Below are 23,419 nucleotides of genomic sequence, written 5' to 3'. Positions count from 1 at the left end.
TATTTCGATTGATAAAAAATAATACCCTGCAAGTAAGTATCATTGGCCTAACAACAGCGCTAATAATGAACTAACAAGGGCATTAATGTTATATTTTTTTTTAAAATTTCAGTGAGATGAATAACGTGATCAGTCTTTATCGAATGCTGTAAACATATTTGCGGGCAAAGCTTTTTGCTGACTGCGTTCAAAAACATAATTACCTGTTACGAGATAATCCATTTCTGTACGCATAAAAGCCAGCCACGCATCGGATGGTGTGTTCACTACCGGCTCTCCTCTTACATTAAAAGAGGTGTTGATAAGCATCGCACAACCAGTAAGTTTTTTAAAACTATTAATAAGTGCCCAGAACTTTGGATGAAGTGTACGATGTACGGTTTGTACACGCGCAGAATAATCTACGTGTGTGATAGCAGGAACGGTAGAACGTATTTCATATAACCGTTCATATAAAGTATGGGCATCATCATTCACGGCAAGCCGCAACGATTTTTTTACCGGTGTTACAAATAACATATAAGGAGATGCTGTGCCCACTTCAAAATAACCGGCCACTTCTTCCGCTAATACTGCCGGTGCAAACGGACGGAAACCTTCGCGGAATTTAATCTTCAGATTGATCAGGCGTTGCATATCCGCTTTCCGCGGATCAGCCAGGATACTGCGATTGCCGAGTGCGCGCGGACCAAACTCCATCCGGTCCTGGTACCAGCCTACTACTTTTCCCTCAGATAACTTTGCACTAATAAAATCCGTTAGTGCATTAAAATCTGACCAGTATGTTCCTTGTGCATCGTACCGGCTTATCATATTTCTGATATCGCGGTCGCCATAGGCCGGACCAAGGAATGCGCCCCGCATACCATCTTCTCCCGGAACAAAAATCCGCTCTTGTTCCATACCAATATAGTACGCTGCATATGCCGCACCGATAGCCCCGCCGGCATCACCGGCTGCCGGCTGTATCCATATATCTGTAAAAATACCGGCGTCCCTGATCCTGCTGTTGGCCACGCCATTCAATGCCACGCCACCTGCCATCACCAGGTAATGACTACCCGTGATTTCTTTTGCCGTGCGTGCCAGCGCCACCACTATTTCTTCCGTTACCTGCTGAATAGCCATCGCCAGGTTCATGTGCTCCTGGGCGATATCCGACTCCGGCTCCCGCCTCGACATGCCGAACAAGGCTTCCCATTTATCCGTAGCCGTCATTTTCATACCGGTAGCAAATTCAAAGTAATCCATGTTCAACAACAGCGATCCATCTTTTCGTATATCCACTAACATGGTAAGGATCTTTTCCCGGAAATCAGCGGTCTGCAAGGATTCCCGCTGCCCATAAGGCGAAAGTCCCATTAATTTATATTCACCGCTGTTTACTTTAAAGCCCAGGAAATAAGTAAAGGCAGCATATAGTAAACCCGGTGAATGCGGAAAGCGCAGCTCCCGCAGCACGGTAATATCTTTTCCTTTTCCATAGGAAATGGTAGTCGTTGCCCACTCTCCCACACCATCCACCGTGAGTATGGCCGCTTCTTCACAAGGCGAGGGATAAAATGCACTGGCTGCATGTGATAAATGATGCTCCGGAAAATGCAGCGGGATATTGCTGCTGGCACCGAGCGCGCGAAACTCTTTGCGCAACAACTTCTTCATAAACACCTTCTCTTTCATCCATACCGGCATCGCTGCCAGAAAGCTGCGCCAGCCCCGTGGTACAAACGCATGATACGTTTCCAGCAGTCGCTCAAATTTCAATAACGGCTTATCATAAAATGCCACCGCGGTGAGTTCATTAAATGAAATGCCAGCTTCTGACAATACATATTTAATCGCCTGTGCCGGAAAAGAAGGATCCTGTTTGATGCGGGTAAACCGCTCTTCCTGGGCAGCCGCCACTATCTGTCCATCTATTATCAGCGCCGCTGCACTATCGTGATAAAATGCTGATATGCCCAGAATGATTTTCCGCAATGCCATTAAAATATGGAGTAAATAAAAGGTGCCAGTGCAGATACACTGGTTAGTGCCACCAATGAAGCCAGCAATAACAGCATGACAATCAAAGGAAGCAACCAGAACTTCTTACGTGTTTTTAAAAAGTGAAATAGTTCCTGCAGGAATTCCATCACGTGTGAATTATAGTTATTTTAAAATGTATGCTGCAAATCTTCTTTCGTATATAAATGATTTCGTACTACCATCACCGAGGCATCGTCCTTTTTAAAGCGGCGCAGCAACAAACTATCCCTGCCACGCAGTTTGCGCCATAATCCTACCGGTAATACCACCAGTACAAAAACAAGCGTCAGCCATACGCGTATATTTATTTCACCAAGTATTTTTGAAAAGCCAAACCATATCCAGGCCAGCGGATGAAAAAGTCGCGGTACTAAAATAGTGATCGCCAATGCCACCAATGCCAGTGCCACCAGTTGAAAATTCCGGTAATACAAGGCGGCCACAATAGCGGCTAACACAGCTACCTGTCCGAATTCTATGCATTGCTGCCGGGTGATAACGGCGGAACTTTTCTGCATGACCTATACTTTTTTCAGCTGACTTTGTAATGCGAGTGCGGCTTTGTTGCCGGGTGATGTTTGTAATACCTTTTCTACGTATAACTCGGCTCCTGGTTTATTACCCATCTTAAAATACCGCTCTGCTATTTCATTCATCACATCTACATTCCCGGGATCTTTTGCGGCTGCCTGCTGCAATTGCAGCACCTGCATCAGTAACGTTTTCACGGGTGCTAAATTCAGATGCTGCTCATTATTGGCGATGGCGTAATCGAGATAAGGCAGTGCCTCGGTTGTTTTGTCCTGTTGCAGGTACAATACAAAAAGCATCCTGGCCGACTTAAAAGAAGGCGATAACGCGAATGCCTGTTTGAAATAAAAAGTGGCCGCGGCGGTATTATTTTCTTTGCCGTTATAGTTAGCAGCTACTTCATACCAGGCCGCTTCCGTTGGATGCTCCTGTACAAATGCTTCTGCAATGGTGCCTGCTTTCGACAAATTGCCCTGCTGATTGTATGCCTGGTATAGTTGCTCCATGGCGACAGCCCAGGAAGTATGTCTGAAAGCAACTTCATAAGCAAGTTGTTCTTCCGGGGTGGAAATCAGCGTAGTATCGCTTGTTATTGAAGTAGTATTAAAAGGCTTGCTTCTTTTCAGCTTGGCTATTTTATAAGCACCCGATAAGGAATCCACAATTGTTAATGGCATGTTTTGTTGTAAGGCGGCAAAGGTCATTTCTTCGGCAGCACTTACTTTTATAATGCCCTGTTGTTTCATAGCTTTATAAAAAGCATCGGATAATATAGCGTATCCTTTCAGGTCCGGATGCACATGTTCGAGGATCAGGTCACTGCCGATGATATGTCCCTTGCTGTTGGCTTCAAATGCCGCATTGGCATCTACCAGGTGTGCGTTTTTATATTTGCTGCATAATTCCAGGATGATCAGATTCAGCCGGGAAGGCGCCCGGAAACGAAGGCCATCCAGGTCTCTCGCCTTATCGAAATATGCTTTTGCATTAGTAGTATCTCCTTTCTGAAAAAGTAATGTGCCCAGGTAATAATTACAACCGGCATGTACCGGGTAAATATTGTCTGCCGCCAGAAATGCATTTTGTGCAGCTGCGGAGTCGCCACTGGCTAATAACTGTTCTCCTTTTTTATACAGCGGTGTAAAGCCTGGAAACTTCGTGCTATCCGGTACGATGCTGATAAAAGGAAACAGGTCCTTTTCTGTGGACACCACGTTACTGAAAAAAACAGGCACCTGCGCTTCGTTGAGCAGTCGCAGGGTGTTGTCCATATTAGCAGTGAACTGCGTCATCCCCTTTTCGTATATGGCAGATCCGAAAGGGATTTCATGCTCGGCCACCATCAGCTCCATCCTTGTTTTACCTTCGCCTTCCGGGTTGGATGACTTCAGCGCGGATAATTGCTGCAAGGTATTCGCCATCAACTGCGTGATCCGGTACTCCCGCAATTGTAAGATCAGGTGAATCAGGAAAGGGCTGCCTGCTATCTTATCGGTGCTGCCGGTGCCGAGGCAACCATAGTACTCATTATGTCCGGTATAAATAAGTACGGCGTCCGGCTGATAAGGCAGTAATTCTTTTGCAAACCCCTCTACTGTATAGGAATTAACGCCCGTTAGTGATAGATTAATGACCTCTAGCCGCTTATCGGGGCAGTTATGCATTAACCGGTATTGCAGCCAGCGGTGAAACGAGCCATTATGAAAATAGGGATAGCCGATGGTAGTAGATTCTCCCAAAACAAAAATCCGAAGGGTATTGGTATCCTTTACTTTTTTAAATAACTCTCTGTTGCCGGTAGTGGCAATTTCCTGGTTGGAGAAATATTTACGGGAAGCATCGGGATTCAGTATATAATAGTCGTTGTTGCCGGGAGCAGTAATAAACAGCCGCAGGTCATGGCCATAGTGGAATAATCTTAGTCCTGATTCCAAACCACCCAGCAACATAAAGGGAAAAAGAATGCTGATGATTTTAATCACCAGCATTCTTTTCTTTTGTAATAAAGCGGCCTGAGTGCCATAGTCGTGGAATCTTGTCTTATTCATTTCAATGCAATTTATACGGCCAGCCTTAATAGCAGCACTAATAATGCACTAACAACAGGAAAAAATGAGAATTAAGTTTTAATTAAGTGGGGAGACAAAGGCCAAAGGTCTTCCTCTCCGCTTATTTGTCGCCTGAATAAGCAGTGAACGGATGCGGGAACTCTTCTCCGTACATGTGCAGGTATTCTTTGGTGAACTTATTGAAGGCTGTTTTCGACAGGGAGTGTCGGCCGAGCAGGACCAGGCTGCTACATTTCAGCCGCAGGGCTTCTTCATTGACCGGGTCAAACAGGAAGATGCTATCAGCAATTTCAATCAGGAGTTCCGGGTCTGTTTTAAACTGCAAAGCCGCTTCGGTTAAAATATCGAGGGCATTATTGGAGATCTCCGACTGAATATCTTCCAGCCAGCTGTAATTGGCATCAGGCAGGAAGGAGCCTCTCCGTAGAATACTCAGCAGCTCACGCACTGGTTGTTTTTGCAAAGGGCGCGGTGCCTGCAACAGGCGTTGAAAATCTGCCAGGTCCATGCGGATATCTGCAGTAGCATAGTGTAAGCTCCACCTGTCGGCTTCTTTCACGAATGCACAGGTGCCCAGCTTATCAAGTATAGCCTTCAGCTTCACCATATTTACAGACCTGTTGTTCTGTGCTTCCTTGCTGGATTTATCGCGCCATAAAGTAGCATATAGTTTATCAGAAGAAATACCTTTCCCGGAACGGATCGTATTAATGGCGATCAGCAGGAATAATTCCTTCAGTAATGGTGTAAAAAATTTGGTGACATCCTGTCCGTCTTTATCCTGTACTTCAAATGGACCGAAGAAAAAGACGTGGCCTTTTTTCCCGGCTTTAGGTACAGGAACGCTCTCTGCTTCTTCTATCAATGCCGGAGCTGGCGCCGGAGTAGCGGGTGCTGCAGGTATTACAGCCGCTGCTGTTCCTGCTGGCTGTCTGCGGCGCTTCTTCAGGAATAAAAGGATACCGAGCGCCCCCAGTGGAATCAGCAACAGGTAATACCAGCCGGCAAAATCCGGGAGACCGGAAGTATCAGTGATCATTACATCCGGTGGAAATTCCAGGGTGTATACTTTTACTGTAGTGATATTGTCTTTGGACGTGTACAGCGTTACTGCCACCAGCTTTTTACTGTCTTTGCAATAATATAGGTCGGCGAAAGATTTAATATCATGAAAAGAGTACGGGATCGCATCGGCCAGCGGAGCGTATTTAGGTTCCAGCAAAGATCCTTCAATCAGTTGCAGGGTGGTATTGAATTTATCATCCGGAAAAATAAGCGCATAGTAGGCTTTGGTATCCGGGTCTATGACCAGGCTGTTGGCAAAGCAAAACTGCGCCGGTGGTTCCGGTAACTGATAAATTTTATGAAAGGAATGGTCATTTACCGCAAAGGCCATTAAGTCGTAATAGTGCCGTGGGTTCACCACCTGGTTGCCGCTATTGCTGCCATATCCTCCCAGGATATAGGCAGTATCTCCATCCGGGGTGCTGCCAACGGCCGCCAGGTAGCGGGGAATGAGGCGTTCGCCGGTAGTGGGAATGGAATCCCATTTCCTGTCAGCGAAATGATAGCGTTGCACTGTATTTTTATACTGCATCTGGCCGTAGCCTCCCAGGACATAGAGCGATGAATCTGCTGCTGATATAAATTTATTGGCCTGCCAGAAAACGGTCAGCAGATCCGGCGAATAGGTCACGTCCCATTTACGGGTGGAAGAATCATATGCGCCGGCTTTCTTATGATCAATATAAAAGTTGTATAGTTTATTATTAAATGGATTGAACACCGACTGATTACCTGGCATCAGGCTATCCAGTCGTTGCGCGAGCCGGATGCCGTGCGTTTGTTCATTTTTAAAACAGATATTATACAAAGAGTCCGCGGATACAATATAAAGCACTTCCGTATTTCTGTCGAATGCCACACTTGGTGTACCATTGATTTCCCAATGCTCTACGAGGCTCCAGTTCCGATGTTTGGGTCCTATCCAGTTGGCGTTGTTGATAACAGCAGTTTTTCCTGCTACGATATCAGTGGCGGTATTGCCGGTATTTTCAGAGAGGGGCCAGTTGTACTTAACAGCGCCACTTTCTTTTACCAGTATATTCCGGAGGTTCATAGGTGGTATGTCTACCGTTTGAAATCCTTCGTAAGTATTGGTACCAAAAAATATGCGGGCACATACCGGTGCCCCTAATTTGGCAGGGCCCCTGGCAATAATTTTATCATTTACAGAGATAGCGGCTTCATTATGTTCTACATCAAACCGGATCGAAAAGTGCGTCCATTTGCCGAACAGCGCGAGTGAGTCTACTGCAAACGCCCGTGAAAAACTTTCTCCTATCAGAAAATTAAAGGTGCGTTCCTTTTGATTATATACCAGGTCTATATTCTGGTTGTTGGCCGCAATAACTCTTAGTACGTATCCGAAATAAGTTTCCTTATAGGGTAAGAAGTTCAGGTCGAAAGAAATCTCTGCGTCTTTCTTAAAACAGAGCGGCCCGGAGGAGGTGAGGTTCAGCGTTGTTCGTCTTTCCTGCACCACTTCATGACTAGAAAAGCGTAATCCATAGGACTGAGCATAACCAGCATTTGTAATCAGGTGAACAGATATAAATAGTAAAAGGATAAATTTCCACATACTCCGCTAAAAAACTAAAATAACTAACTATTTAATATTTTATAGATCTAACGCCACGTGGAATATACAAATAATAAACAAATTAGTGCTTTTTTATGCACTAATAATCAATGACAAATGTAAAATATACACGCTAAGCTGCCTATAACCTTCCTTATAAACAGTTGTTCTTTATTTTAAAAATTGGTTGACTAATACTTCCCATTCCTGCTCTTTCGTATAGGCAGGACGTTTGGTGCCAGCCCGGCGATACCAGTAGTCGGCATTTGATTCGTCTCCTTCTACCCTATGCAGATAGGCATGCACCCGGGCAGCCTCAGTTCCCGGTAAATCATCTACCAGGTMATGCGCTTTTTTCCAGTGGCCTTTGCCATCATACCACAGCGATTCCAGGTACACAGAAAGTTGCTTTGGAGGATGTGCATCCTGCAAGGATTGCTTAAATTCAATAAAATCCATCTTTAAATTTTAGCAGCTAATATAAATGTGGGATTCAAATATACGGAAGCAGGGACCAAAATGGCGCCTTATGATATTAAATTAGCACATAATCAATGATCTTCAACTGTAAGCGTCTATCCTATATTGTTTCCTTTCTTCCCCTTTCCCGAAAAAAAATACATTATTCTATCAGGTATCTTTTCAGGCCGGACTGGACGGAGTTTAAGCCGTAATAATTTTATGTTTTTATTTTTCAGGATTTTGTATTAATTTTTAGGTACTATTTGCTATGCAGATGGGCCCCAAAAATTAAGACAAGATCCTTTTTTTGACGCTGACATTGGCGGACACCTATAGTCTGGATACAGGAATCACTATTTGATTTTTAATTCAACCCCAAATAACTACTCATCTCCCCAAAAGGTTTTTATGCAAAACACAAAAGTTTTGATGTTACGCCCGTGCGGGCCAGTCCTGCTATTTCAACGGATCATGTGTAATTCACATGCTCTTATTTGTTAACTCTTAAAGCAGCAGGAGGCTGCAGCATATTATGCAACTCATCGTAACTGTTAAAAAACTAAACAAGCGGAATCGTGTCCCCGCCAAGCTTACCGACAAAAGCAGTATCATTGGCACGGTGCTCCAGGGATTTAAATTTGAAGGCACAGAAGTAAAAAACATCGCGGACCCTTCACTGGGCAAATGGTACAAAGACCGGGATGGTTATTTTTACTGGGGCGGCGGCCTGATGGCACTTCCCGAGCCTGCAAGGTTTCCATTGGAGGATTTGCCGATAAATCTTCCGGACAATTACCTGTTGGGGGCTGACGTTTCACATTACAACTCACGGCCCGACTGGGATGCGATGGTACATGCCGGTATCAGTTTTGTTTACATCAAAATTTCTGAAGGTGTAGGTACTCCCGATCAGAAAGCCAAAACGCATGCAGAGAATGCGCATGCAAATGGCCTCAAAACAGGTTATTATCATTTCTGCAGACCTGACACCCGGAACGGAGGCACACTGCAAACGGATGCCGTTGCAGAAGCAAATGCCGCGGTGATCATCCTGCAACAGCTCCCGGAACCGGCACTCCCGCTGGTGCTGGACCTGGAAGATCAAAGCAGCTGGGATACGCCCCTCTCCAAAAAAGATTACCTGGCCTGGATAGAAATATTCATTCAACAGATCATTCAATCTACCGGCGTTCCACCAGTGATCTATAGCAGGAAAGAATATCTCGACCGGAAGTTACCAAAGGACCATACATTGGGAAAATATCCCCTCTGGCTGGCCGCCTATTCCATCAGAGATGCGGACAAACTGAAATGCCCGGTAGGCTGGCAGGACTGGAGCATCTGGCAGTTCTCTGAAAAGGCACACATTGGTGGCAATACTATGCTGGATTTGAATATCATGAAAGACCTGACGGTGATAATACACTGATGATGGTTTTACCTGACCGTTTTTCCCGATGACAGGTGGCATCGGGTGTAATCTGCTGTGCGCTGCTTACTTAGCGTTCGATGCATTGCCCGCGCCGGAAAATTCCTTCACGGAATTATAGCCATTCATGGCGCTGATCGTAAAAACGCTATCTGCTACTTTATATTTTTTAAGTTGTTCTATGGCATGTGTAAACACGGTGGTCTCTATTACCTTTCCAACAGGCACCCGCGACTCCGTGACAGCTTTTACCGGCAGAAAAGAGGTTTGGTTGATATAATAAAACACCTTTACTTTTTTATTTCCGCCCCCCTCCATTTGCGGCATCAGCTTCCAGCATTTTTCACCGTTAACAACTTCCTCAGGCAGCAGCTGCATTTTATTAATAAGGCTATCTGCTTTATACTGCTGCAAAAAGATATTGGCAGAAATAATGAAAGGAAACAATAATTCATCGCTGCGCAGCCGTTTTACTTCGTCGGGATATTTACGTGCATCCGTTACCGTGGCTATTTTGTCAGATAGCTCCACAATCGTTGTTCCGTCGTATGCTTTGTGATAGGTACTATCATTCCTGACGGCGGCTAATTTGTAGCCGATCACCTTATCCTTACTATTTATTTTGAAATACGAGGTAGACACACTCACCGAATGAACCGGCCTCTGTCCGGGCACCGACTTTTTATAGTCCTCATTTAAGGTATACTGCCCTGCCGGTGTGCTTCCCACGGCGATATTGATCTTGTTAAGGATTTCCTTCAGTTCATTTTGTTGGGCAAGCGTAGTAAGACTATTCGCCAGCAGGATAAAAATAGGAATGATGTATTTCACTTGTTTAATTTATAGGGCATAGAAAAAATTCACTGCAATTTCCACACCTAATATATATAAAATAAATCATCCATTTGTTTTCAACCAATAAAAAAAGGTTTTCCTTACGATGCCTGGTTGATCTTTTGTTGCAGCCAGGCTTCAAAAGTCAGCAACGCGGGATGCCACTGCTGCAGGGCTGGAATATTTACCCGCAGGTCAGCGCTGTTCAGCCACTCCGCGGCTTCCGCGAGGCGCCCGTCTATTTGCTGTAAGGCTGCTGCCGGAATATTCACATAACTGATTTCCTTACCGGACAAACGGGCCATGCAGGCGGCTGTAGCGGCTACCGTTTGTGTATCTCCGGCCAGCTCGATGGATTGGCCGATGAAATATTGCGGTTGTGAAAATGCAATCGCGGCAAAGGCCCCGATATCTGTAGTACCTCATCATCCGCAGCAGTAGCGAATCCGGCCCCGTAGCGGTAAGCTATGCCCTCACGGAATATGGCCGCACCTTTATACCGGTGGCAGAAGCCATGCTCAACTGGGGATTGAATCACCGAAAAAAAGTGAAGGCAGCTATTTAATACTATCTCCATCATTTCATTTATTGTTATAAAAAAACAAGGGGCTGCAGATCAGCCCCTTCTATTATTACCTGATCAAAAGAGAATCTTCCACGATTCTATAGGTAGCCAGGGTTATTTTTTAAATTGTTGTTTAACGATGTTGAGATACAGTTCTCCGTAGCTCTGCGCAGGCTCCAGTTGCATATCTTCCTGCCAGTTATTAAATGCATCCACCATCACCATTCTTGTTTTACTGCTGGCATTCATTTTAGCCACATTACACAACTGCCTGAATAAAGCGCCGCTATCTGAACGCGGATAGTTTGGATTGGTACTGGTAGGGTTGCCTATGAGCCAGTTGTACGCTGGCGTAATATTCGGGACATAGTCCGCGCCGAAATTCTGCGCAAAATATTCTTTGGAATACTTCCAGTTCTGATCTATCGCCTGCGGCAGTACATACCTGCGGTCCCAGTTGCTGGGCTGTGAACTGAATGACTGGTGATAGATGGCATCTACACATCCTTTAAAGCGAATGGCGTAGCGTGCCGGCGGTGTCCAGCGATCCTGCATCCCTACAATGTAAGCCTGGATACCCTGTGCATTCAAACGATTCCTGAGGGTATCATAAATCGCTTTGTTATTATCTGAATACAGCACCTGTGCATTCTGAATATAGATCAGCAGCTTACCATCAATTTTCATGTAGTTGGCATCTTTCATATAAGGCACCGCCCTGCTGAAATCCTGAAAGAACTGCTCCAGCTTTACCTTGTCTTTTTCCAGCGGATTGGCAGCGCTGACGCCGTAGGATCCGGTAGAGAAATTATACATCATCGCAAACTTCATGTTGCCTTCGCCATCGGCATTGATAAATGAGCGGATCACGGTGGAATCCGATTTGAAATTGTTAGCGTCTCTGTTAGCCGAACGGAAAGAAAAAACAAAATAATCCAGTCCCGCTTTTTTACCGAAACCGATATGCTTTGCCATTACACCCGCAGTGGGCACACCACTGGGATAACCATAAGTGCCCACTACCGGCACTTCTTTAATGGCGCCATTCCAGCCACCAAAGCTGTAATAAAAAGCACCTACCACATAATCCTGTGTGACAGGTATTTCATTTATTTTATAATTCAGCACATTATCATCTACAGACGGTCCTGTCATGTCTTTCTTACATGCGTAAAACAACAGGCACACCACAGCAGCAAAAAGTATATTAAAACGTTTCATAATCACATTGTAGTTTATGGATGATAAGTCAGGGAAACACCATATCTGAAACCGTTGGCAGTGGCAGCTGCATCGAGCGACTGAATAGTGGTACCATACCATTTCCGCAGGAAAGCATAATCGTAGGTAGCGTTGGCGCTTGCCCAGTCAGGGATTTCGCGGTGTTTTGCAAAATGCAGCTCCTGGTAAATATCGTAATCATCTACACGGGCGGTACCTAAAGCTTGTAATGCACTCTGGTAACCAACAGGATTAAGATTCACCACAGATACCGGGTAGGACATTCTGCCAGGAATATCGGAATACGTTGGATTAGGCGAGTACGTGGCATTTCCACCAGGATTGGTATGTGGTGGCAGGTTAAACACCCATGTCCTGCGTTCCAGCGCCCAGCAATCAAAGCCGCCATCAGGGAAATAATTCAACCAGCGTTGTGTCCATATTTTGTAGTTATCATCCTGTGGAATATCAGTATTGACAAGGCTCAGGTAATTATTAAATCCTTTCCCTCTGGTGCCCCATTTAATACCATCCCTCGCCTTGTAAGCATCCCGCAGGGTGCTGTTGATTCCCCAGTAAGCAAAGTTCGCATCGATACCTGCATAGTAATATTGCTCCGGCGCCATAGCCCCACCATAGCCCAGTTTGGCCGCTTCGGCTTTCAGGAAAAGTGATTCAGAAAAAGACAACATAATAAACGGCCGGTTCGGCTGAAAGATGATCGGATTAGCATTTGAATAAGCCTTGATATCCACACCACCTACCACATCGGCAAGTCCGGCGAGATTGGTCCAGCCGGCCAGCTTCGTACCTGCTTTAGGCTGCCCCAGGTAAGGCACAGGATAAGTCACCACGCGCAGTGAATCGTCCAGGTCACTCGTAAGGGTATCTGTTACCAAAAAGCGATTAGCTAATGGTACTGTATCATAATAAACAGACAATCTCGGATCATTGTACGACCTGAAAAGTGTGAGCATATATTCGCTCAGTTTGGGCGCCTGCCCCGTAGCGGTAGGATTGTAAGGAAAGTAGCCATTGCCTTTGATATACTTTACGAAGTAAGGGTTTTCATTTCCATTCACATTTTCAAAACTCATCTTCGCGGTTTCCATTTCGTTACTGATGGTGGCTGCTTCTGATGCCATCACCTCCCGGATATGATCTGTGGCTACGCTACCCAGATTTTTCATGCACTGCAGCGCTATCTTCAACCGCAGCGTATTTGCAAACTTGACCCAGTTCTGCAGGTTACCGCTGTAAATAACATCATACGCCATTTTATCACCGGCAGGTTTTATTTTACCTGCTGCATCTTTTAAGGTAGTCAGCACATAACTGTATACGGCATCTTCACCATCGAATCCGATAGCGGAAAGATGTTCCGGATCATTGGCCTGTGTTAAGGGCACCGGGCCATAGTTACCTGCCAGGATGGAATACGCATAGGCTTTCACTATCCGGGCGATCTGCACCCGGTTATTAAAGGCGGAATCGTTTCCATAATTCAGCTCTATCTGTTGCAGATTCCCGAGTACACCCTGGTACATGGTTTGCCATAAACCGGCGTCCGTTACATCATACCGGTTGCTTTGCTGGCAAAGCAAATGGCCAAGATCCCAGTACTTGCTGGTATTGTGATTCGCCATCTGGATATTCAGGTTTTTTACAGCCGCCAGAATGCCGGCTTCCGGTGTAGCTTTTGTAAACTGTGTAGGATCAGTGTTGAGACGGGTAAAATCTTTTGTACAACCCCAACACATCATCACGATAAAAGAAAATATAACGACTGCTTTCATGTTACTCATTTAAAAAGTTACTTTCAGGTCAAATCCATAAATCGCATAAGGGAAAGATCCACCAGACTCAATACCCTGGGCATTACCCGTTGTATTAGCAGCTTCAGGATCTATACCCTGCGGCGTATGTTTAAAAAGTGTCCACAGATTTCTGCCTACAAAGGCCAGGCGGGTGCTTTTAAAAGGCGTGCCCTTTATGATCCTTGACGGAATAGTATAGCCGAATATCAGCTCACTGAGTTTAATGTTGGAAGCATTATAAGTAATGGCAGGCGTATTGTTTACTACCATATCCGAATTGTAAGTAGTGGGATTCATCCAGATGCTGCTTTTTATACCCGGCTGCATACGACCATCTTTATCGAGGATATATTTTCCCTGTTTATCTACCAAAGGGAAATAAGCGTCGGTATACCTGGCGCCTTTAGGTCTGTCCGCATCCTGGTAAGCCGTGTTACCTGTACTGGTGGCCTGCCCTACACCCATACGTTCCTGGTCGTTCTCACCCAGTATGACATTGCTCATCAGCCACTCATCCCTGCCAAACAAACTGGCGATGGTATTGCCCGCAAAATTGGCGCGGCCATAGGAAGCAGAATAAAGGATACCACCCCATTTCACGGTAAATAAAAACGATAAATCGAACGCGCCGTACTTAAAGTTGGATCCCAATGATCCAATCCAGTCAGGATGGAAATTACCCAGCAGTACATTCGGATCGGCAATCGTTCTGCCATTGGAGGGATTCACCAGGATAGTGTCGTGGCTTTTGTAAGGGGCATTACCTGTCAGTTGTCCGTAAGGCTGACCCACAATAGCATTGACAGTAGCACCTAGTGTGGTGCCGAGCGCCAGTTTATTAATACCCGGCGCCAGGGAAAGCACGGTATTACGGTTCATTGACCAATTGGCCAATACATTCCAACGCAGTTGCTTCGTTTGCAACGCTACCGCATTTACAGATACTTCCACACCTCTGTTCCTCATTTCACCAGCGTTCATCACGCGGGTAGAAAAACCTGTTTCCGTAGGGATCTGCGCTTTGATGATCTGATTAGTGGTGTTAGACTGATATACGTTGGTGGTTACCTGTAAGCGGCTTTGAAAGAAAGCCAGCTCCACACCCGCTTCGCGGGAAAATGTTTTTTCCGGTTTCAGTGCGTTGTTATTCAGCTGGTTACCGGAGCCATAGCTCAGGTAAGGAAAGCCCTGAAACAAGCCACCATAGGAGTAAGTAGTGATCAGCGATTGTGGCGGTGCTGCATTACCTACCTGGGCAACAGAAGCTCTCAGCTTACCATAATTCAGGATACTGGTTTTAGGTAAGAAGTTGGAGAAAATAAAACTTCCGCTCAGGGATGGATAGAAAAAAGAACTGTTGGCTACCGGTAAGGTGGATGACCAGTCGTTGCGAGCCGTAACATCGAAAAACAGGAAGTCCCTGAACCCAACGGTCGCACTACCGTAAATTGACTGCACATTAGACCGTACGTTGGATTCAAAAGCGAAGGGAAACGCGTTACTGTTTTGAATACTCGGCATATCATGTACCAACAGGGAAGAAATATTTGCGCCTCTGTTGAGATTATTGGTGGTCACGTATTCCGCTCCTGCGTTGGCTGTCAACGTAATGGATTTGCTTAATTTATTATTATACATGAACATTCCCTGGTAATCCCACATCTGGTTGTTCTGAGAAGAATTGGAGTAATATCCCAGCGGTGTTTTCAGTCCACCCAGCTCCTTATACTGATAAAAGCTGGCAAAAGCGATATCAGTAGATGCCTGCAAACGGAAACTCAGGTGACTGGTCAGTTTAGCCGTAGCCGTTATTCCTCCCAGAATCCTGTTGCGGGTATCTTCATTCTGATTTTCATATAACATCCACATAGGATTTTCCGTGTTGTTGACCGAGCCATAGGTAACAGAGTTACCATTTGCATCTGCCCACGGCATAAGTGCATCGATATTTAAGCTGCGGGGCATATACACGTAGGCCGACATAGGACTCGATGCGTCCAGGTTACGATAGGTACGGTTCTTTGTACCCTGATTGGTATACGTTATTCTTGTATCAATGTTGATGATATTTCCCAGCTTACGGCTGGCGGTCAATGCCAGGTTATGCCGCTTGATAATATTCTGGTTCTTCAGTACATCATCGCTGTTGGTAAAAGTGTAAGACAAACGGAAGGCGGAAAGCGCATCGGCCTTGCTGATAGAAATACCGGAAGCATTGGTGACACTGGGCTTATAAAAGGAGGTCACATTGCTGGGTTGAGGCGAGTAGCCACCTGGTATGGGTTTACCGTTAAAGTCGTTGTAAGGTTGTCCTAACATAGGCATGCCCCAGGTAGCGCCGTTGGTACCCATGCGCACCGCGCCGGTCCCCGGCACAATGTTGTTACCATTTCCCACCAGGAAGCCGTTGCCCCCCTCTCCATATACGTTCTGATAAGCGGGAAACTGTGTGATGCTATTGATTATAGTATTTTGATTAATTGCGATACCGAGATTGGCGTCTTCTATCTTGCCTTTTTTAGTCACCACGAGGATAGCCCCATTGGCGGCTCTTGACCCGTAAAGGGCCGCAGCATTAGGTCCCTGCAGCACCGTGATGGATTCCACATCATCAGGATTCAGATCGGCAGCGCCATTTCCAAAATCCAGTTTATCATCTGCGGAATTTTCACCCATATCATTGTTAATGGGCACCCCATCCACTACCCACAATGGCTGGTTGTTCTGGGTCATCGAGTTTTCCCCGCGGATCACCACCCTGCTGGAAGATCCCGGCTGCCCGTTGGTGGTCACCTGTAAGCCTGCTACCTTACCGGCCAAACCGTTTACGATGTTCAGGTCCCTGGCTTCCGTAAGGTTATCCGGGTTGACGGATTGTGAGGAATACCCGATTGATTTTTTTTGCCGGTTCAAACCAAGCGCACCGGATACAATCACATTTTTTAAATTAATAGCGGACGTCCTTAACGAAAACTGTACGGCTGTTTTCCCGTTAAGGGTAATTTCCTGGCTTTCATAACCCGTCATGGTTGCCCGTAAAATAATTTTCTCTGGCTCATTGACATAAATGGCGAAAGTACCGTCTTCAGATGTGGCCACGCCATTGCGGGTATCTTTGACCATAATACTAACACCAGGTAAGGGATTGTTTTTGTCATCAGTAGCCTTCCCCCTGATAAGGGTTCGCTGCGCCATTGCCTGCGTACAACAGAACAAGAGCAAGACTGGCAAGCAGAATTTCATCATTGATTGATAATTAATGGTTTAAAAAAGAAACGGGAATCGTGGAATTTTTTCAGAAAAAACGGTTGCTACCATGAAAAGATGGATAGGAAAGGACATCTTTCAGATCGTGGAATACAGTAACTAAGCGCATCGCTGAAAAAAAATAAATTATACTGCAAATCAATGATCTACACGCTAATAAATCCATTAACGATCGTATTAATGCGCCGTTAATCGATAGACTTTTTTTAAAAAAGAAGAAAAAAGGAGGATCAGGAGATGATTTCCTGGAAGTTCAAAACAAATGGTTCTCCATACATATGGAGGTAATCTTTGCAGAACTTTTCGTAAACAGACCGGGCGAGAGAAAGCCGGCCCTGCTGAACGAGACTTTTACATTTTATCCGGAGGGCTACTTCATGGATAGGATCAAAAACGAAAATGGCATTCGCTATTTCTATATAAGTTTCCGGAGTTGTAGTGGCGGGTAACTCATCTATGGCCATCAACAGCACATCCAGTGCTTTCGAGGAAATTTCAGATTTAATATCTTCCAGCCAGGCATATTCTGTGCGATACAGAAAGGTACCTTCTTTGACTATTTTCAATAAGGCCGTTAAACGTTCCGGCCCCAGCGCTCCCGACTTTACCAGCCAACTGAAATCTGCCAGGTCTATCCACAGCAATGCCGGATCGTACTGCATTTTCCACCTGCCCTCTTCCCTTAGCATTACACCGCTGCCCAACTTTTCCAGTATACCTTTTAGTTTCACCATGTTAACAGAGCGGTTGTTCCGCGCATCCCTCTCCGACTTATCATGCCAGAGCAGCTCATATAATTTTTCAGAAGAGATGCCTTTGCCTGACCATTCGGTATGTATGAGAATCAACAGGAACATTTCTTTGAGCAAGGGTGAAAACAAATGCGTCAACGAATTTTTGTCTTTGTCGATCACCTGGAATTCACCGAATAACAACAAGGCCGCTTTATTCTCTGACCGGTCGGGCCATCCCTCTTCAGCAGCAGCAGTGACTACTGGTGCAGGCGCCGGGGCGTGTACTACCGGCGCTTCTTCTTTTACAACAACAGGTATCACTTTTCCTTGCGGATTCCGCTTATATATATAATATATGATCACTCCCACCACGCTGGTGGCGGCCAGGAGTAACAGCCACCATTTCATCTTCATACCTGCTTTATTCCCCACAGGCGCCAATGACAACTGTCCGGGAGGAAAGGACAGGGAATAGATCCTTATTTCAGTAGACTTATCTCTGTCTGTTATCTGCGTTACAGCTATTAACTGGTTGCTGCGCGGGCAATAGAACAAATCCGCCCCGGAGCGGTTGTCCAGGAATGCATAGGGAATAGTGTCGGCTGTCAGTTGATACTCCGGGCGCAACAGCGAACCTTTGATCAGTTGGAGCCTTGATTTAAAGCGGTCGTTTGGAAACATCAGGGCGTAGTAACTATGATCGGTGGTATCGATGACCATAGAAGACGCAAATACAAATGGCTCCGCGGGTTCCCGTAAATTGAACAGCTTTTTAATACTTTTACTTTTCACATCAAACTGCAGCAGGTCGTAATAGTAGGTAGGGTTGAGCATCTGTTCTCCTGTACCACTGCCATAACCACCAAGGATATACGCGGTATCGCCTCCATGTGACGCACCCAGTGCTGCCAGGTATCTTGGCTTATAATCAGTTTGCTGCACGTTCACGATCTCCCATTTCCGGGTGGCAAATCCATAGCGCTGTACCAGGTTTTTATATTTCAGTTGCCCGTAACCTCCCAGAATATATAAGGCATTTTCACTGCTATTAATAAACTTATTCGTTTGCCAATATTCGGTGATGTCTACTGAATCAAATGACATATCCCAGTTGCGGTTGCCCGGCATATAGCCCGACAGTTGCCGCTGGTCGACATGAATACTGTATAAAATACGATCACCGGGATTATAGATAGCCTGAAATCCGGCAGAAAGATATACGGGTCTGATAAGCGCTTCGGACCGCATTACCTTATCACGCATGAGAAAATGATAGATGCTGTCGATACCCACGGCGTGTATTTCTTCTTCCGAAGGATCAAAAGTATAACTACCATTACCCTTCACCGTTAGTACCTGTAACAGTTGCCATTGCTGGTGCAAGGGCGTACCCCACACCGGATTATTGACAGTGGCTACTTTGCCATGGATACTGTCTACTGCAGTTTTTCCGCTCAGTTCATTCAGTGGCCAGTAAGCAAACAGTTGCTTGTCTTTAAACAACGACACCTCCTTTACCTGCATAGGCGGTAGATCCGTGGTTTTAAAATTATGCAACTGACAAGCACCAAAAAATATCCTGAAACACTGATCTTCCAGGTTTATTTTCGTACTGCCACAAGACTTCCCGTTCAGCGTCAGTGACAGTACCTGCTGATCATACTGCAGGGAACAGTTGTTCCAGCGATGAAATAGCGCAGCGCTGTCCAACTGAAAATCAAGATGGGCAAAGGTATCGCCGAAAATAATATTGAATTTCCTGTCTTTATGATTGTAGATAAGATCTATATGCTGCTGATGATTGTTAATCAATCTCACYAGGTATCCATAATAAACACTGCGATCGGGGAAAAAAGTAAAGTTAAACGATAAGCCAAAGCTGCCATCCAGACAAAGCGGTTCATTGCCATGCAGCACGAGCGATGTCCTTTTCTCCTGTACCTGCTCAAAGGAAGAGAAGACCAGGCCTTGCGATCTGGCAGGTAAACAATTGCCTGCGAAAAAAAATATCACTGCCCAAAAAATGAGAAGGGCTTTATGTGAGCAAATATTCATGGTGGAACACTAAAGGGCACATCGATCTGGTAACAGGCTGCAAGTTATAATATTAAATCATATCACCCTTGCCCACCCCATCTGCTAATAATGCCTGGATATACGCTTTATTTTGGTTGTTAGGGCTTCAAGGTAACAAAAGATCACCTGTTTTCCGAAAGGAGTTGTTTTATTCCTATTACTCTACTAATTTAGTAGAATAGTAACGTCAGCTTTTAGCCATTAGCTTTTAGCTTTTAGCTTTTAGTAAAATGCAGCGGAGATAAAAATATTTAAAATGCAGATGGACAACATCATTAGAAGAATTAAAGCGTTCACCCTTTTTTCTACAAGCTTGCTGCTGACTTCAGCGTCCATTCATGCGCAAAAGAAACCCAATATCATTGTCATACTGGCGGATGACATGGGCTTTTCTGACCTGGGTTGCTTTGGCTCGGAAATCCATACGCCTCACCTGGACCAGCTGGCAAAAGGCGGTCTGGTGATGAACCAGTTTTATAATGCCGGCAGGTGCTGCCCTTCCAGAGCGGCTTTGCTGACAGGCTTATATCCCCATCAGGCAGGTGTAGGCGATATGGTACAGAACAGAGGCTATCCCGCTTATCAGGGCTACCTGAACGATAGCTGCGCTACCATTGCCGAATTACTGAAAACGGCTGGCTATACCACCATCATCTCCGGCAAATGGCATGTAGGACTGGTACCTGCTGCATGGGCGGGCAACCGGGGCTTCGACAAATCCTTTACCCTGCAGAACAACGGGAGCAATTATTTTAATTCAAAGCCTCTGTATAACGATGGCAGAAAAGTGACCTTCCTGTTGAATAATAAAGAAGTGGTCAGAGAAGATACTTCTCTTTATTTAACACAGGCGATTACCAACTTTGCGGTAGAAGCACTGGAAGAGCAAAAAAACAAATCGAATCCGTTCTTCCTCTATGTAGCGTATAATGCTCCACACTGGCCCATACAGGCCCTGCCCGAAGACATTGCCCGCTACAAAGGAAAATACATCAGTGGCTGGGATAGCTTACGACAAAGCAGGTACGAAAAACTGATCGCTACCGGACTGATAAAAAAAGAGTGGCTGCTATCTTCCAAACTAACGAAGATACCGGCATGGAATACCTTGTCCGATGCAGAGAAAGACAAACAGGATACCAGGATGGCCATTTATGCTGCCATGATAGACCGCATGGACAGGGAAATAGGTCGATTGCTCGATAAACTGAAAGCTATTCACCAGGATGATAACACACTCATTCTTTTTCTGTCTGATAATGGCGGCAGCGCTGATGACGTAAAAAACTGGGATTATGTGATCCAGCAATCCGGTACGCCTGGTTCCGTAGCGTCTATCGACAGCTATGAAATTCCCTGGGGTACAGTGAGTAATACGCCTTTCCGGGGATTCAAAAAAAATACGCATGAAGGTGGCATCTCCACTCCTTTCATTGCTTACTTTCCCGGTGTGATTAAGGCAGGGACCATCAACCACCAGGTAGCGCATGTGATAGATATTATGCCTACCTGCTTAAATGCAGCCGGCATCCCTTATCCTGCTTCCTTCCATGAGCGAAAACTTACCCCGTTACCGGGTACTTCTCTTTACAACGCCTTTCGCAATAAACCGTTTAAAGAGCATACCACGCTGTGTTGGGAACATGAGGGCAGTCGCGCTGTGAGAAAAGGCAAATGGAAACTGGTTGCCGAAAAAGGGGATGTATGGGAATTGTATGACATGGAAAAAGACCGATCCGAAACACATAATATCGCCACACAAAACCCGGTCAAAGTGGCCGAGCTGCAACAGGATTATAATGCCTGGGCCGCCAAAGTGGGTGTGGTAGATTTGCCGTAACATCATACCGGCTGCACGTGTTACCGGATCATTCATATCACTGCTGACTTCTTTTTATAACAGCTCACCATAAATCCAATCGCTATCAGGAAGCATAACAGCGAAGGCAGGTACTGGCTATGTGGCTGGTACTGCGTTAAAACAGTACCGGAAAAAGCAGACAGCAATCCACTGAAAGCGCTGACCATTTTTAAAATATGCTCGTACAACCATATGTTAGCATTGGCATATCTGGCGGCAGGAATCAGGTAACGGACAAAATCCCAGGTCACTATAAAAACAAGGTATCCTACGCTGCTGTACATCACTACAGGTGCCCATATCATACCTATAGATCTGAAATAATACAGCACATACAGCACCGTTGCCACTGCCAGCAATGCAATACCTACATCCAATAGCTTTGGCTGGTTGGATCTGGTTTGTAAAATACGATAGCCCGAAAAACCCATATACCCGCTTAGCACCGTGATCAACAACAAAAATGTATTTCTACCAAAAACGAAGACACCCAGCAAACCGGTGATGATCACGATAACTAAAAGCCACAGGAATACTTTTCCCAACCGCCGGTGAAACCGGCCTCCTTTTCTGGCAACTAATGTCATAATACCCATTAATAAGGCGGCTGTGCCGCTCCCGATATGCACCAAAATATTGGCCTGATGTAATACTTCCATTGTCATCTTTTTTTAATGAGGAGATGATACAAATGAAAGATTTTTAACCCGCTCCGGGGTCCTGCAAGGTAGGGATGGACCAGTAAATACGGGCATTTTCAGGATTTCTGGTATTGAGACGGCGTAATGCCTACCATCTCTTTAAAAATTTTATTAAATGACGATTTTGACCGGAACCCGCAATCGTATCCGATATCAATAATAGCATAATGTGCGTAAGCAGGATCCTTTAACCGCTCTTTGACGGCAGCCACCCGATAGCTGTTGATGAAGGTAAAAAAGTTGACAGCCGCCTGCTGATTGATCACCTGCGACAGTTGATTGGTGGTCATTTCTAATTGGTCTGCCAGGGTCGCCAGACTCAGGTCCTCTTCTAAATAAGGTTTGTGCTCGTCCATATGCTGTTTCAGTTTATCAAACAGCCCGGCTGCCATCGTTTCATTCAGACCGGAGTTTTTATAGCTGGGCGCAGCAGTGTTTCCGGCAGCTTCCGGTATATTGGTAAAAATCACGGTCTGCCGCAAGCCAAAATAACCAATAAAGAAAATGTATGCCGCCAGGACACTTCCAACCACGGCAAACAAATCAGCATAAGTCAGCAGCCCGGTATCCACGCCAAACCTGATGAGGAGAAATAACACCACAAACTCTATGAGTAAAGAAATAACTACCCACTTCAACCAATTCAGATTTACTTCTTCTGTATAGGAATAGCTATCCGGTAACAATCGCTGATACAACAGCAATACCCGCAAACTCAATATGACATAGGTTCCCGGAACAATGGCCAGCAGCATATTTAAAGCCCCAGCTAACCAACCGGGTACACTTGTTCCAAAATGCAGGAACCCATTTGCCGCATGCACATTACCCGGATGCATGCTCACCAAACCTGCAATCACCCCATTGAATAGCACATAAGGCAATACATGCGCCCAGGTTCGCCGCCATTTAAATGCAGGCCCGAAAGCCAGGGAATAAATATACAGATAAAGCACAGGAGCACTCAGCAAGGGAAGCGAAAATCCCAATAATTGCAGGTATTCAGGAGCTACAGGATATGCAGAGAGGTTGTCATAATAGAATAATAATTGCAACGCTGTGGTCCCCAACCAGCCCATCAACAGCCGATCGGTTGTTGAATTCCTTCTTTTGGCATTCAACAGTAGTATGAGAAAGCATCCCTGTATAGCGCCGGATAGTATAATTGATCTAAGCAGCATTT

17 protein-coding genes are annotated in these 23,419 nt (G+C 45.4%); 3 read left to right on the top strand and 14 right to left on the bottom strand.

Annotated elements, in window-relative coordinates; all coding sequences use genetic code 11:
- Nucleotides 1-129: 129 nt before the first annotated feature.
- From AC1DCV_RS24790 to AC1DCV_RS24765, 6 genes are all read right to left on the bottom strand, one after another.
- The gene (locus tag AC1DCV_RS24790) at nt 130-1,986 is read right to left on the bottom strand and encodes a carbamoyltransferase family protein (protein WP_477025683.1); all 1,857 of its coding nucleotides are present in this window, start codon (nt 1,984-1,986) and stop codon (nt 130-132) included.
- Complete coding sequence (locus AC1DCV_RS24785; protein ID WP_331961853.1) at nt 1,986-2,135, bottom strand: DUF5989 family protein; 150 nt, start codon at nt 2,133-2,135, stop codon at nt 1,986-1,988. The genes AC1DCV_RS24790 and AC1DCV_RS24785 overlap by 1 nt, the downstream gene beginning before the upstream one ends.
- 21 nt (nt 2,136-2,156) lie before the next feature.
- Nucleotides 2,157-2,546, bottom strand: coding sequence for an SxtJ family membrane protein (locus AC1DCV_RS24780; protein WP_477025682.1), 390 nt, complete (start codon nt 2,544-2,546; stop codon nt 2,157-2,159).
- A gap of 3 nt (nt 2,547-2,549) precedes the next feature.
- Nucleotides 2,550-4,607: an SGNH/GDSL hydrolase family protein gene (locus AC1DCV_RS24775; protein ID WP_477025681.1), complete on the bottom strand. Its 2,058-nt coding sequence runs from the start codon at nt 4,605-4,607 to the stop codon at nt 2,550-2,552.
- Nucleotides 4,608-4,728: 121 nt separating this feature from the next.
- The gene (locus AC1DCV_RS24770) at nt 4,729-7,269 is read right to left on the bottom strand and encodes a bacterial transcriptional activator domain-containing protein (protein WP_477025680.1); all 2,541 of its coding nucleotides are present in this window, start codon (nt 7,267-7,269) and stop codon (nt 4,729-4,731) included.
- Between the two features lie 171 nt (nt 7,270-7,440).
- Nucleotides 7,441-7,728, bottom strand: coding sequence for a hypothetical protein (locus AC1DCV_RS24765; RefSeq protein WP_477025679.1), 288 nt, complete (start codon nt 7,726-7,728; stop codon nt 7,441-7,443).
- A gap of 535 nt (nt 7,729-8,263) precedes the next feature.
- Here AC1DCV_RS24765 and AC1DCV_RS24760 point away from each other — a divergent pair.
- A complete protein-coding gene (locus AC1DCV_RS24760) occupies nt 8,264-9,160 on the top strand; it encodes a glycoside hydrolase family 25 protein (RefSeq protein ID WP_477025678.1) in 897 nt (298 codons plus the stop codon).
- Between the two features lie 66 nt (nt 9,161-9,226).
- Here the strand turns inward: AC1DCV_RS24760 and AC1DCV_RS24755 are convergent, their stop codons facing one another.
- Nucleotides 9,227-9,991, bottom strand: a complete 765-nt coding sequence (locus AC1DCV_RS24755; protein WP_477025677.1) for a hypothetical protein — start codon at nt 9,989-9,991, stop codon at nt 9,227-9,229.
- Between the two features lie 104 nt (nt 9,992-10,095).
- Nucleotides 10,096-10,404, bottom strand: a complete 309-nt coding sequence (locus tag AC1DCV_RS24750) for a hypothetical protein (protein WP_477025809.1) — start codon at nt 10,402-10,404, stop codon at nt 10,096-10,098.
- 14 nt (nt 10,405-10,418) lie between these two features.
- Between AC1DCV_RS24750 and AC1DCV_RS24745 the strand changes: the two genes are divergently transcribed.
- A complete protein-coding gene (locus AC1DCV_RS24745; protein ID WP_477025808.1) occupies nt 10,419-10,559 on the top strand; it encodes a winged helix-turn-helix transcriptional regulator in 141 nt (46 codons plus the stop codon).
- A gap of 114 nt (nt 10,560-10,673) precedes the next feature.
- Here the strand turns inward: AC1DCV_RS24745 and AC1DCV_RS24740 are convergent, their stop codons facing one another.
- The 4 genes from AC1DCV_RS24740 to AC1DCV_RS24725 all read right to left on the bottom strand — a co-directional run bounded on the left by AC1DCV_RS24740 (nt 10,674) and on the right by AC1DCV_RS24725 (nt 19,611).
- Nucleotides 10,674-11,780, bottom strand: coding sequence for a glycoside hydrolase family 99-like domain-containing protein (locus tag AC1DCV_RS24740; protein ID WP_477025676.1), 1,107 nt, complete (start codon nt 11,778-11,780; stop codon nt 10,674-10,676).
- 14 nt (nt 11,781-11,794) lie between these two features.
- Nucleotides 11,795-13,576 carry a SusD/RagB family nutrient-binding outer membrane lipoprotein gene (locus tag AC1DCV_RS24735; protein ID WP_477025675.1) on the bottom strand — a complete coding sequence of 594 codons (1,782 nt, stop codon included), beginning with the start codon at nt 13,574-13,576 and terminating at the stop codon, nt 11,795-11,797.
- A 9-nt stretch (nt 13,577-13,585) separates the two neighbouring features.
- A complete protein-coding gene (locus AC1DCV_RS24730; RefSeq protein ID WP_477025674.1) occupies nt 13,586-16,843 on the bottom strand; it encodes a SusC/RagA family TonB-linked outer membrane protein in 3,258 nt (1,085 codons plus the stop codon).
- A 251-nt stretch (nt 16,844-17,094) separates the two neighbouring features.
- Entirely contained in the window at nt 17,095-19,611 is a 2,517-nt protein-coding gene (locus AC1DCV_RS24725) for an AfsR/SARP family transcriptional regulator (protein ID WP_477025673.1), read from the bottom strand.
- A 325-nt stretch (nt 19,612-19,936) separates the two neighbouring features.
- Between AC1DCV_RS24725 and AC1DCV_RS24720 the strand changes: the two genes are divergently transcribed.
- Nucleotides 19,937-21,514: an arylsulfatase gene (locus AC1DCV_RS24720; RefSeq protein ID WP_477025672.1), complete on the top strand. Its 1,578-nt coding sequence runs from the start codon at nt 19,937-19,939 to the stop codon at nt 21,512-21,514.
- A gap of 32 nt (nt 21,515-21,546) precedes the next feature.
- Here AC1DCV_RS24720 and AC1DCV_RS24715 read toward each other — a convergent pair whose 3' ends face one another.
- Nucleotides 21,547-22,194, bottom strand: coding sequence for a DUF2306 domain-containing protein (locus AC1DCV_RS24715; RefSeq protein WP_477025671.1), 648 nt, complete (start codon nt 22,192-22,194; stop codon nt 21,547-21,549).
- 98 nt (nt 22,195-22,292) lie between these two features.
- On the bottom strand, nt 22,293-23,417 hold the full coding sequence (locus AC1DCV_RS24710) for a helix-turn-helix domain-containing protein (RefSeq protein WP_477025670.1): 1,125 nt from the start codon (nt 23,415-23,417) through the stop codon (nt 22,293-22,295).
- Nucleotides 23,418-23,419 lie beyond the last annotated feature (2 nt).

Source organism: Chitinophaga sp. 10T418, assembly GCF_056394125.1.
Note: the sequence above shows the minus strand (reverse complement) of the source record. Positions and strands in the feature narration are given on the sequence as shown.